10 protein-coding genes and 1 riboswitch are annotated in these 12,041 nt (G+C 73.0%); of the genes, 6 read left to right on the forward strand and 4 right to left on the reverse strand.

Going from position 1 to position 12,041, the window contains the following annotated elements; translation table 11 throughout:
- The first annotated feature begins 9 nt into the window (after positions 1-9).
- Together OG524_RS24955 and OG524_RS24960 are read left to right on the forward strand one after the other, a co-directional pair.
- On the forward strand, positions 10-1,176 hold the full coding sequence (locus OG524_RS24955) for a Ku protein (protein WP_405811698.1): 1,167 nt from the start codon (positions 10-12) through the stop codon (positions 1,174-1,176).
- A gap of 733 nt (positions 1,177-1,909) precedes the next feature.
- Positions 1,910-3,619, forward strand: a complete 1,710-nt coding sequence (locus OG524_RS24960) for a serine/threonine-protein kinase (protein ID WP_405812499.1) — start codon at positions 1,910-1,912, stop codon at positions 3,617-3,619.
- Positions 3,620-3,637: 18 nt separating this feature from the next.
- Here the strand turns inward: OG524_RS24960 and OG524_RS24965 are convergent, their stop codons facing one another.
- Positions 3,638-5,275: a hypothetical protein gene (locus OG524_RS24965; RefSeq protein WP_405388629.1), complete on the reverse strand. Its 1,638-nt coding sequence runs from the start codon at positions 5,273-5,275 to the stop codon at positions 3,638-3,640.
- Between the two features lie 151 nt (positions 5,276-5,426).
- Positions 5,427-5,548, forward strand: a riboswitch (ZMP/ZTP riboswitch).
- A 38-nt stretch (positions 5,549-5,586) separates the two neighbouring features.
- Between OG524_RS24965 and glyA the strand changes: the two genes are divergently transcribed.
- The 4 genes from glyA to OG524_RS24985 all read left to right on the forward strand — a co-directional run bounded on the left by glyA (position 5,587) and on the right by OG524_RS24985 (position 9,851).
- Positions 5,587-6,867, forward strand: a complete 1,281-nt coding sequence (gene glyA / locus OG524_RS24970; protein WP_405811699.1) for a serine hydroxymethyltransferase — start codon at positions 5,587-5,589, stop codon at positions 6,865-6,867.
- Between the two features lie 158 nt (positions 6,868-7,025).
- Complete coding sequence (locus OG524_RS24975; protein ID WP_405811700.1) at positions 7,026-8,264, forward strand: NERD domain-containing protein; 1,239 nt, start codon at positions 7,026-7,028, stop codon at positions 8,262-8,264.
- Between the two features lie 52 nt (positions 8,265-8,316).
- The gene (locus OG524_RS24980; protein WP_405388626.1) at positions 8,317-9,276 is read left to right on the forward strand and encodes a D-2-hydroxyacid dehydrogenase family protein; all 960 of its coding nucleotides are present in this window, start codon (positions 8,317-8,319) and stop codon (positions 9,274-9,276) included.
- Between the two features lie 116 nt (positions 9,277-9,392).
- Positions 9,393-9,851 carry a nuclear transport factor 2 family protein gene (locus tag OG524_RS24985; RefSeq protein ID WP_384501615.1) on the forward strand — a complete coding sequence of 153 codons (459 nt, stop codon included), beginning with the start codon at positions 9,393-9,395 and terminating at the stop codon, positions 9,849-9,851.
- Positions 9,852-9,932: 81 nt separating this feature from the next.
- Here OG524_RS24985 and OG524_RS24990 read toward each other — a convergent pair whose 3' ends face one another.
- The 3 genes from OG524_RS24990 to OG524_RS25000 are packed head-to-tail and all read right to left on the reverse strand — an operon-like array spanning position 9,933 to position 11,863.
- Complete coding sequence (locus tag OG524_RS24990; protein ID WP_405388625.1) at positions 9,933-10,085, reverse strand: hypothetical protein; 153 nt, start codon at positions 10,083-10,085, stop codon at positions 9,933-9,935.
- A 36-nt stretch (positions 10,086-10,121) separates the two neighbouring features.
- A complete protein-coding gene (locus OG524_RS24995) occupies positions 10,122-11,078 on the reverse strand; it encodes an MBL fold metallo-hydrolase (RefSeq protein WP_405388624.1) in 957 nt (318 codons plus the stop codon).
- Positions 11,078-11,863, reverse strand: coding sequence for an SDR family NAD(P)-dependent oxidoreductase (locus tag OG524_RS25000; RefSeq protein WP_405388623.1), 786 nt, complete (start codon positions 11,861-11,863; stop codon positions 11,078-11,080). The genes OG524_RS24995 and OG524_RS25000 overlap by 1 nt, the downstream gene beginning before the upstream one ends.
- Between the last annotated feature and the right edge of the window lie 178 nt (positions 11,864-12,041).

A 12,041-nucleotide genomic window follows, 5' to 3' on the forward strand; every position in this document is an offset into this window, starting at 1 on the left:
GGGTGAACGGTGAGGTCCATCTGGAACGGAGCCATCTCGTTCGGGCTGGTCAGCATCCCGGTGAAGCTGATGAACGCCACCGAGAACCACTCGATCTCCTTCCGGCAGATCCACCTCGCCGACGGTGGCCGGATCCGGTACCGCAAGGTCTGCGAACTCGACGAGCAGGAGGTCACGACCGCCGAGACCGGCAAGGCGTTCGAGGACACGGACGGCACGGTCATCCCCGTGACGGACGAGGATCTCGCCTCGCTCCCGCTGCCGACGGCCAAGACGATCGAGATCGAGGGCTTTGTGCCCGCCTCCGCGATCGACCCGCTCCAGCTGGACTCGGCCTACTACCTTTCGGCCAACGGGGTCCCTGCCGCCAAGCCGTACGCCCTGCTGCGCGAGGCATTGAGGCGCAGCGAGAAGGTCGCCGTCGCCAAGTACGCGCTGCGCGGGCGGGAACGGCTCGGCATGCTGCGGGTGGTCGACGACGTCATCGCGATGCACGGCCTGCTGTGGCCGGACGAGATCCGCGCCCCGGAAGGGGTCGCCCCGGACTCCGGCGTGAAGATCCGAGACGCCGAACTCGACCTGGCCGACGCCCTGATGAACACCCTCGGCGAGGCCGACCTGGACACGCTCCACGACGACTACCGCGAGGCGGTCGAAGAACTCGTCACGGCGAAGGCCGCGGGGGAGAGCGTGGAGGCGGAGGAGGACGAGGGTGAGGGGGGAGGCCAGGTCATCGACCTCATGGCGGCGTTGGAGAGCAGCGTGCGGGCGGCGAAGGAGTCCCAGGGGGGCGCCGGGGGCGGGATGGCGGAGGTGCACCCCATCGAGTCCGGCAGGGGCGGGGGTACGAAGAAGGCGGGGGCGGGGGCGAAGCGAACGCCCGGGAAGCGGGCGGCCTCGAAGCGAACGCCCTCGAAGCGAACGCCCTCGAAGCGAACGCCCTCTAAGCGGGCGGCGCCGAAGAAGGAAGCGGCCGGCACGAAGGCCGCACCGGAGAAGCCGACGGCGAAGAAGGCCGCGTCGAAGACGACGGCTGCGAAGAAGACCGCACCGCGGAAGTCGGCTGCGAAGAAGACGGCGGCCAAGAAGTCCACGACGAAGAGCACGGCGAAGACCGCGACCAAGACCGCTGCGAAGAAGTCGGCCCCCGCCGCGCGGAAGCGAACCTCGGCCTGAGGCGGGGGCACTTCCCGCCCGACGCCGGCGAATTTGCGCCGTGCCGCGACCACCGGCGCCTGAGCGCCTGTCACGGGGCCGGCCTGGCGCCGGGGCGCGTCGGACCCGGAGCCGGAAGCAGGAAGCCGACGACGTCTGGGAGGGGCTCCCCCCGAAGGAACGCCGCGCCCTGATGGGCCCCGGGATCGCGATGGTCTACCAGGACGCGCTCTCCTCCCTCAACCCCTGGTCGGCGAGTCCGGCTGCGGCAAGTCCATCACCAGCCTCGCCGTCATGGGCCTCCTCGCGAGCACTTGATCCCGCCGCCGGACCGCCGTGCTGCCGGACCGCCGTGCTGCCGGACCGCCGTGCTGCCGGACCGCTGTGCTGCCGGACTGCCGGACTGTCGTGCTGTCGTGCTGCCGGACTGTCGTGCCGCCGTGCTGCCGGACTGTCGTGCCGCCGTGCTGCCGGACCGCTGTGCTGCAGGCCCGCCGTGCTGCTGCCGTGCGGCGTGCCCTTATTCGTGCCCCCGTGCCCGCAGGCCCCATGGCCCCAGGCCCCGTGCCCGCAGGCCCCAGGCCCCGTGCCCGCAGGCCCCAGGCCCCATGGCCCCAGGCCCCAGGGCCTCGTGCCCTCGTGCCCCAGAGCCCCCGGCCCTCGTGCCCCCGGGTCCGCCCCCACACCGCGCCGGAACCCCGCCACGGCCGGGCAGGTTTCCGTGCCGCGTCCGGCTGCCCGTACGCTACGGCGCATGAGTGCAAGTGCCCCTTCGGGACGGGTGATTGACAGTCGCTTCACGCTGATCGAGCGGCTCGGCAGCGGCGGCATGGGCATGGTCTGGCGTGCCCGCGACCTCGCCCTCCACCGGGATGTCGCGCTCAAGGAGGTACGGCCTCCGGACCCCGCCCTCGCCGAGTACGACCCCGAGGCCGCCGGCACGCTCCGGGCCCGGGTACTGCGGGAGGCCCGGGCGCTGGCCCGGCTCGACCACCCCAACGTGGTCACCATCCACCACATCGTGGACCCCGGCGAGGACGGCTACCCCTGGATCGTCATGGAACTCGTGGAGGGCTCCTCCCTCCAGGAGCGCCTGGCGGCGGGCCCCATGGAGCCGTCGGAGGCCGCGGAGCTGGGCCGCGGCATACTTCTCGCCCTCCGGGCCGCCCACGCCGCGGGCATCCACCACCGCGACGTCAAGCCGGCCAACGTGCTGCTCCGGCCCGACGGACGCCCCGTCCTCACCGATTTCGGCATCGCAGCGATCCGCGAGTCCACCAGCCTCACCCTCACCGGGGCGCTCATCGGGTCACCCGACTACATAGCCCCCGAGCGGATCCGCGGCACCGAGGGCGACCCGTCGTCGGACCTCTGGTCGCTCGGCATGCTGCTGTACGTGGCCGTGGAGGGGCACCACCCGCTGCGCCGGGCCACCACCCTCGCCACCCTGGCCGCCGTGCTGGACGAGGAGGTCCCGCGGCCGGTACGGGCCGGGAAGCTCACGCCCGTGCTGGACGCCCTGCTCACCAGGGACATCACCGCGCGGCCGGACGTCGCGGAGCTCGACCGCATGCTCGCCGCCGCGACCGGGGCCCAGGCTCCCGCGCCTGCCGGACCCGCACCCACGCCCGTCGGGGGACCGGCCACGCTCCGCCTCTCCCGCCCTTCCGGGGCCCCCGCCGACGAGGTCCCCCCGCTGGCCCCGCGCCCCCCGGCCGGCCCGTCGCCCCGGGCCGTGCGGGAACCCGTTGCCGGTCCCCGTTCCGCGACCGTTCCGGGACACGAACACGACCGGCAGAACCGGCTGCGGCGCCGGATCCGTACGATCGCCGTCACCTCCTCGCTCTTTGGCACCACCCTGACCGCCGGCGTCCTCCTGTGGACGTACGGCCCCCTGTCGTCCGGGGACGGCGACCACGAGCCCACGACCGGCGCGAGCGCGCCCTCCCTCGAACGCGGGACCACAGGGCAGCCGGACGCAACCCCTTCCGAGGTCTCCCGGGTCCGGACGGTGGACCTCCTGACCCCGGACGGGGCACGGGAGGTGATCAAGAGCCTGAAGTCGGTGACGGGCGGCACCCGGGTCACCGACTTCACGCTGTACGACGAGCACGCCTCGGCGGAGGCGCCGCTGAAGACCGACGCCAAGCTGTACAACCGCTTCACCTACCGCGAGGGCCGTGTCGCGGACCAGGCGGCGGGCGGCACACTGACGTCGAGCGACGCCCTCGTCGACCTGGCGAAGGTCGACTGGGACAAGCTCCCGTCACTCCTGACCGCCGCGGAGACCACCCTCAACATCCCCGACCCGGAGAGCCGGTACGTGATCGTCGACCCGGCGTCCCCCTTCCACGACGACCGGCCCGTCCTGCGCGTCTACGTGTCCGACGCGTACGGCGGCGCGTACCTCACGGCGGATCTCGACGGGAAGATCCTGGAGAAGAGCCCCCGCGAGTCCGGCTGACCGGTTCCACCGCGGCCCTCACGGCCGGAACGACGTGGGCTTCAGCAGGTCCGACAGGGGCGGGAGGTCCAGGCCGTACTTGTCCCGCTCGATGAGGTAGGTGCAACTCGTGTACGAGTAACCGGGCTTGACGCTGGAACCGGACGCATAGCTGTCCACGTCCGACGTCGCTCCCGTGCCGTGCTTGTAGAGGAAGTGGTACTCGCCCGCCGGGAGCCGCAGCCGCGCCTTCGGGTACGACGTGCCGTTCGCCCTGCACGCGCGTGAGGCACCGGCGGCCTCGCCGCTGTACCGCTCACAACTCCCACAGGCCTTCAGCGTCACCGTGCCGGTGACCGGCCCCGTGTAGAGCACCTCGACGTCGTTCGGCGCGTCGTTGCTGATGACGAGTTCCATACGGGCGCCGCCGGGCCTGCCGCTCCCGGGCAGCCGCTTGCCGGCCGAGGGCCGTTCCTCGGCTATCTCGGCGGCCACGGCGATGTCACGGGCGCGCTGCCTGCGCCGGTCCTCCTTGTAGGTGTCGGCGAAGTCCGTCAGCGTCTTCCGGGCCTCGGGGAAACTCCTGTCCTCGAACTCGTCCACACCGCACGCGAACACCCCGTCACGCACCCCCGCGTCGGCCTGCTTGTCCAGGGATGGCACCGAGGTCTGGGGGAGCTCCGTCACCAGGGCGCTCATCCGGCGCAGATCCCCGGTGACGGTGCAGGGTTCCGCGCCCTTCAGGGCGGCCACCCGCTCCCGTATCTTCCCGCTGACGGCCGGCCCCACCTGCCCGGCCTGCGAGGACTCGGGGAACGTACGCAGCAGCGCGCTCAGCTCCTTGCTCCCGGACTCCGTGCCCGTACCGTCCAGCCGGGAGACACCGCAGGCGTACAGCGACTCCGCGAGCGGGGCGTCGGGCCGGCCGGCGAGGTCGCCCAGCAGCTCGCGGTCCACGCTGTCGGGCACCGTCCGCAGATAGGTCAGGGGCTCGACGGCCTCGCAGTGCTTCTTCTCGGCGTAGGGCGAGGAGACGGAGTCGTAGAAGGCGTCGAGGCGTGCGGGTACGAGCGCGGCGGCGCGCGATCCCGGATGGTCCTCACCCAGTTCCCGGTAGAGCGTGAGCGCGTACCGGTAGTCCGGGGCGGAGAGGGCGAACGGGCTCTTCGACGCCTTCGCGACCAGGTCGTCTCCTTCTGCCAGTCTGCCGAGCAGCTCCTGTTCGGCGGCCTCGTCACGCGCCGAGGCGTGGACCGCGGTGCCGGTCACCGGAACGGCCAGCAGCACCAGGCCGAGCACCGCGGCGAGGACCGGCCGGGGTGCCGGGCCGAAGTCCGCACGCAGCGCGATCCGGGCCGCGTCCGCGGCGGCGAGGACGAGCACGAGGAGATAGCCGGCGACGAGAAGGGCGGGCACCCCGTCCGGGTCGGCGGGCAGCGCGACGAACAGCAGCACAGCGGTCGCGGCCCAGCTCACCGCGGCTCTGCGCCACCGGCGCACCAGGACGTGGCCGAGCCCCAGCCCGGAGAGGCCGAGCAGGCCGGCGGCGACGGCACGAAGCGCGGCCCCCGGCGGGGGCGGACCGACCGTCGGCGGCCGGGCGGGCGGCGGCGGCGGGGGCGCCCCGTCGTGCGGAGGTCCGGGCCACGGCCCCGACCCGGATCCGGGCTCGGACACACTCCACTCATCGCGCGCGTTCATACGGTCCCCCCACCGTCGCCCCCTGCCAACTGCCGGGAAACTGCCCCGTTTCCACCCCGTTCACGCGCGAGTTCCGGACATTCGCGGAGCGCCGGACCGGTGCCGGTGCCCGGCCGCGCAGTAGAGTGCAAAGTGCCGCGACTGGCGCGTACCCGGTAGGGTGCTCCGTGGAAACGACCACGAGGGAGCGGCACACCCCGGCCTGCCCGGGGCGTCACCGCCGGAGGGCCGTCCGCCTGGGCATCCGGGTCCACGTCGCAGCAGTGCGACCGACCCGGGAGGAACCCGTGGCCGTACAGCCGTCCGAAAACCGCCGACCCGCCCTGACCGCAGCCGATCCGGAACTCGCCGCCCTGGTGAGCGCCGAGGAGCGGCTCCAGGCGGACACCCTGCGCCTGATCCCCAGTGAGAACTACGTGTCCGCCGCCGTCCTGGAGGCGTCCGGCACCGTCCTGCAGAACAAGTACTCCGAGGGCTACCCCGGCAAGCGCTACTACGAGGGCCAGCAGGTCGTCGACCAGGTGGAGACGCTGGCCGTCGAGCGGGCCAAGGCGCTGTTCCGCATGGAGCACGCCAATGTGCAGCCGTACTCCGGCTCCCCGGCCAACCTCGCCGTGTACCTGGCGTTCCTGAAGCCGGGCGACGCCGTCCTCGGGATGTCGCTGCCGATGGGCGGCCACCTGACGCACGGCTGGGGCGTCTCCGCCACCGGCACGTGGTTCCGGGGCGTGGGCTACGGGGTGCGCCGTGACACCGGGCGCGTCGATCTGGACGAGGTCCGGGACCTGGCCCGAGCCGAGCAGCCCAAGGTGATCTTCTGCGGCGGTACCGCAGTGCCCCGGACGATCGACTTCGCCGGGTTCGCCGAGATCGCCCACGAGGTGGGGGCGGTACTGGTGGCCGACGTCGCCCACATCGCCGGGCTGATCGCCGGGGGCGCGCACCCGTCGCCCGCGCCGTACGCCGACGTGGTGTCCACCACCACCCACAAGACCCTGCGCGGGCCGCGCGGGGCGATGCTGCTGTCCCGTGCCGAGCACGCGCGGGCCGTCGACCGTGCCGTCTTCCCCGGTCTCCAGGGCGGCCCGCACAACCAGACGACGGCCGCCATCGCCGTCGCGCTCAAGGAGGCGTCGGGCCCGGAGTTCGCCGGGTACGCCCACCAGGTCGTCGCCAACGCCCGCGCCCTGGGCGAGGAACTGGCCGAGCGCGGCTTCGACCTGGTGTCGGGCGGCACGGACAACCACCTGCTGCTGATCGACCTCACGGGGAAGGACGTGCCGGGCAAGGTCGCGGCCAAGGCACTGGACCGGGCCGGGATCGTCGTCAACCACAACAGCGTCCCGTACGACCCCCGCAAGCCGTTCGACCCGTCCGGCATCCGCATCGGCACGCCGGCCCTGACGTCCCGGGGCATCTCCGTGTCGGAGATGGGAGCGGTCGCGCAGTGGATCGATCTCGTGGTCGATGCCGCTCGTACAGGTGACGAGATCACCGTTTCCAAGGTGCGGGACGAAGTGCGGACGATGATGGACGCCTATCCGGCGCCCGGTCTCCCCCTGGTCTGACCGGGACGACCGGAGCGGTCCGGGGCACATCCGCCCCGGACTGCTCCGGAACGCCGTGCCTTCGACTCCGCGCGCCCGCTCTGCGCCCTGTCCGGTGGTCGAACCGCCGTACAGGCTGGGGGAGCAGGACGTCGGAGCGGTGAACACGAGGGGGCACGATGCAGGATCTGAAGGTCACGTCATGGCAGCTCTTCGGGCACGACCGGCTCTATGTGAACCTGCCGGACGGCACCGCGATCGGATGGGCGGACCTGGGCAGCGGCACGATAACGGTCCTGCACCCGCGCTACCGCGACGCGGTCACCGACGCACTCGCGCGTCAGGTCCCGGACATCCCGGCCCTCGGCGAGGTCGCCCCTCCCGGACCGCCCACCCCGCCCATCCCTCCGCCGGCCCCGCGGATCCCGCCGCTCCGGCGCATGCGGAAGCGCGGCGCGGACACGGGCGTGGCGGCCCCGGAGCCCGACGCGCTCCTGGTACCGGACGCGCTCCCGGTGCCCGATGCGCCCACGGCTTCGGACCCGGGGCCGGACCGGCCGCGGGTCCAGGGGCCCAGGCAGCGCCGGAAATTACCGGAGCCGGAGCCTGATCCCGCCCCTGGCCGGGCGCGTGCCCCGCACCCCGGCCAGGAGCCCGTCACGGACCCGGGCCGGACACGGGTCCCTGAGCAGGCACGCCCACCGGAGCGGGAACGGGTGCCCGAGCAGGCCCCGGAACCGGAAGGGACGCGCGTGCCCGCCGCGCCGCAGCCGGGCCGGCGGGCCGGGCTGCCCGCCCTCACACCCGCGAGCGACCTCTCCACCCGGCGGCCCGGTGCCGCGCTCCGGGAGCAGCTCGACGCGTCCGGGCGCGGGGCGCTCGTGCGCGCCGCCACCGGGGCGCTGCGGCGGCACAAGGACGCCGATCCGCGCCGGACCGCGCTGACCGGGGAACGGCGGGTCGGAGCCGAGCTGAGGCGTCTGACCCGGCACGGCTGGCGGGTGCTGCACTCCGTGCCGCTACCGGACGGCTCGGAGATCGGCCATCTGCTCATCGGGCCCGGTGGCGTGTTCGCCGTGCGGACCGAGCACCACCCGCAGACGCCCGTACGGCTCGGCGACGGGACCCTGCAGATCGGCGACGGCGCCCCGGACCCGTACGTACTGGAGGACCGCCCCGAGTCCCGGCGTGCCCAGGCCGTGCTGGAGGCGCACTGCGGCTTCGCCGTGCCCGTCCAGACCGTGCTGGTGTTCGTCGGCGTCACCACCCTCGACGTACTGGCCACCCCGCCCGGGGTCCGTGTCTGCCGGGAACGCCAGGTGTCCGCCCTCGCCCCGCTGACCGGTGTGCTCACCGCCACCCAGGTGGAACGCGTCTACGACGTCGCACGCAACCGGGAGGCCTGGCCGGACGCGTGAGCCCGGGGCGGCACCGGTAGGTTCTCCGGTGCCGCCGCCGAGGGAGAAGAAGATGACGCTTCGCTGTGCCGTGCTCGACGACCACCAGTCCGTCGCGACGACCGCCGCCGACTGGTCGCCGGTCGCCGACGACGTCCACGTGGTGAGTTTCGCCCGGCACTTCGCGACCGAGGACGAACTGGCCGAGGCCCTCGCCGGCTTCGACATCGTCGTCACACTCCGCGAACGCGTGCCCTTCCCGGCACGGCTCTTCGAGCGGCTGCCCCGGCTGCGGCTGCTCATCGCCTCCGGCATGCGCAACACCGTCATCGACTACGCCGCCGCCGAGCGGCACGGGGTCACCGTCTGCGGTACCGCCGGCACGTCCACCCCGCCCGTCGAGCTCACCTGGGCGCTGCTGCTCGCCCTGGCGCGCGGGATCGTGACCGAGGCCAACGCCCTGCGGGACGGCGGCCCCTGGCAGTCCACCGTCGGGGCCGACCTGGCCGGGCGGCGGCTCGGCCTCCTCGGCCTCGGCAGGATCGGCGGCAAGGTCGCCCGGGTCGGGCTCGCCTTCGGCATGGACGTGGTGGCCTGGAGCGCGAACCTGACCCCGGAGCGGGCCGCGGAAGCCGGGGTGGGTCTCGCCGCGTCCAAGGAGGAACTGCTGGCGACCAGCGACTTCGTCTCCGTCCACCTGGTGCTGAGCGAGCGCACCCGGGGGCTGCTCGGGGCCGGGGAGCTCGGCCTGATGCGGCCGGGCAGCTATCTGATCAACACCTCGCGGGCGGCGGTCGTCGACCAGGACGCGCTGCTCGACGTGCTAGGCGCAGGGGCCATCGCGGGTGCCGGCGTCGATGTGTTCGACATCGAACCCCTGCCCGCGGACCACCCGATGCGGACCGCACCGCGTCTGCTGGCCACCCCGCACCTGGGCTACGTGTCGCAGGCCAACTACGCGACGTACTACGGGCACGCCGTCGAGGACATCCGGGCCTACCTCGACGGGAAGCCCGTCCGCCTGCTCGGCTGACGGCCCGCCGGGGACGGTGTCCGAACCGAGCGCCTCTCCAGTGGGGCTGCAGCCGCGCCCGGCAGGCTGGTGGTGACGGCGCAGCCATGAGGGCGGCCGTCCCGAAGGGAGTTGCCATGTCTCAGCCGGTCGGGACCCTCCGTCAGCAGGTCACGGGTGACCTTTATGCCGAGGTGCAGACCTTCTACGCCCAGCAGATGCGACGGGTCGACGCCCTCGACATCGAGGGGTTCGCCGACACGTTCACGGACGACGGCGAGGTCGTGCACGCGGGCGGCCAGCGGCAGAGCGGGCGGGAGGAGATGATCGCCGGGATGCGGGCCAACCTGCCCCGCTACCGGGACATCGCCGTACGGCACTGGTTCGGGCACCTGATCATCGAGCCCGACACGGCCGACGAGGACACCCTGCGCGTCTCGTACTACACGCTGGTCACGCAGACCGACCGCGAGGGAAAGGTCGCCTTCCAGCCGACGTTCACCGTGGACGACGTGCTGGTGCGCCGCGACGGCCGGCTGCTGACCCGGTCCCGGGTCATCCACCGCGACACCCCGGTCGCACCGCCCGCCTCCTGAACGTCGTATCCGGTACGTGGACGAGGGGCCCTGCGCGCAGGGCCCCTCGTCCACGTACCGGATGCCGTGTCCGGCGGCCGGTCAGTCGATGCCCCGGCAGATGTGCGGTTCGCTCCCGTCGTCGTCGTGGTCCCCGGCCAGCAGCAGGGGCACCCAGCGCGGAACCTCGGTCAGCGGTGCGGGTGGCACAGGTTCCGGGTCCACCGTCTCGCGGTCCAGCAGCATCGTCTCCATTGACGAACCCTCCTTCGGGATGTGCGGTGTGCGCGGTCAGGCATGACAGGCCGGCAGCCCGCCGTGGAAGGCGACCATCTCCTTGAAGGAGGCCGCCACATCGATGCGGGCGCCCGGGGCGAGACCCTCGAGTTCCGCGTAGGCGCGGTGCAGATTGCCGACGAGGCGCTCGGAGTCCAGCAGGGACCCGAAGGCGCCGAGGTCCGCCTCCCGTGCCGCCCGCAGCGGGCTCAGGCCACGGCGCACGCCGTCCTGAGCCAGCGCCTGGAGCAGGTGGAGGTAGGACTCCGTCGCGTCGATGAGCTCGGGGCCGCCGACCGGGCCGTGCCCGGGGACCACCACCTCGGGCCGCAGGGCCCGCATCCGCTCCAGGGCGCGCAGCGAACCGGTGACCGAGCCCATCAGGATGTACGGGGTCACCCCCGACCAGACCACGTCGCCGGTGAACAGGACCGCGCGCTCGGGCACCCAGGCCACCACGTCGTTCGCCGTGTGGGCGGGGCCGACGTGGAGCAGCTCGGTGCGCAACCGATCGCCGTGCAGCGTGAGTTCGTCCCGGAACGTCAGGGTGGGCAGGGTCAGCGGGGTCTCGCCCCAGTCCACGTCCGGCCACAGCCCGCGCAGCCCCAGGCCCGCCTCCCGTGTGTCCGCCCGGGTCCCCGCGTGGGCCACGACCACCGCGCGCGGGACGAACTGGCCGTTGCCGAAGGTGTGGTCGCCGTGGAAGTGCGTGTTGACGACGTAGTCCGGACCGTCGGGCACGATCCGGGCCACCTCCTCCCGCAGCCGCCGGGTACGGGACTCGGTCGCCGCGGTGTCCACCAGGACGGACCGGCCCCCGCCGGCGACCAGGCCCGCGTTGTTCAGGCACCAGCCGCCCTCCGGCTGGACGAAGGCGTACACCCCGTCGGCGACCGGAACCAGGGAACCGGGTCCGGCCGTCCGCGCGGGAGCCGAAGCGGCCGTGCGCACCTCGTGCGTGTCGGTCGTCATCAGTAGTTCCCGAGCCCGCCGCAGACGTTCAGCGCCTGCGCCGTGATCGATCCGGCGGGGTCGGACGCGAGGTAGCCGACCAGTCCCGCGACCTCTTCGGGGGTCGAGTAACGCCCCAGCGGGATCTTCGCGTTGAACTTGTCCTGGATCTCCTGCTCGGTCACCCCGTAGTGGCCGGCGTAACCCTGCCGTACCCGCTGGGCCATCGGCGTCTCGACATAGCCCGGGCAGACGGCGTTCACGGTGATCCCGGTCGGGGCGAGCTCCTTGCCCACGGCCTTGGTGAAGCCGATGACACCGTGCTTGGAGGCCGAGTAGGGCGCGGCCAGCTCGACACCCTGCTTGCCGCCGGTGGACGCGATGTTGATGATCCGCCCCCAGCTGCCCTCCCGCATCAGACCGGTGCTCAGCACCTCCCGGGTCACCCGGAACGTGCCGTTCAGATTGGTCTCGATGACGTCGTCCCAGAGGGAGTCCGCCAGCTCGGCCGTCACCCCGCCGCCGCCCCGGCCCGCGTTGTTGACGAGGATGTCGATGCGCCCGTACTCGGCCACCGCGGCCCGTACGGCCTCCCGGATCTGCTCCAGGGACGTCACGTCGCACACCGTGCCGGCCACTTCGAGGCCCTGCTCGCGCAGTTCCTTGACCACCGTGCGTACGCTCTCCGCGCTACGTGCCACACCGAACACCGCGACACCCTGCCGCGCCAGCAGCTCGGTCACGGCCAGGCCGATCCCGCTGGTCGCCCCGGTGACGAAGGCCACTCGCCGTCCTGCGTCTGTCATCGTGCTCTCCCCATCGTTCGTGCCGGCGGATCCCGGACCCATCGGTCCGACGGTGGGCCCGTCGCCTTGCGGGGATCTCGTACGCGGGTGGAGCCGGGCCGCAGGCCGGGGTGTCGAGCGGTACTCGATACGGGGCCTAGTGCGGCCGGTCAGCGTGGGCGTATTCGATGCGGCTACC

The organism is Streptomyces sp. NBC_01520, from assembly GCF_045040375.1.
Lineage (GTDB): Bacteria > Actinomycetota > Actinomycetes > Streptomycetales > Streptomycetaceae > Streptomyces.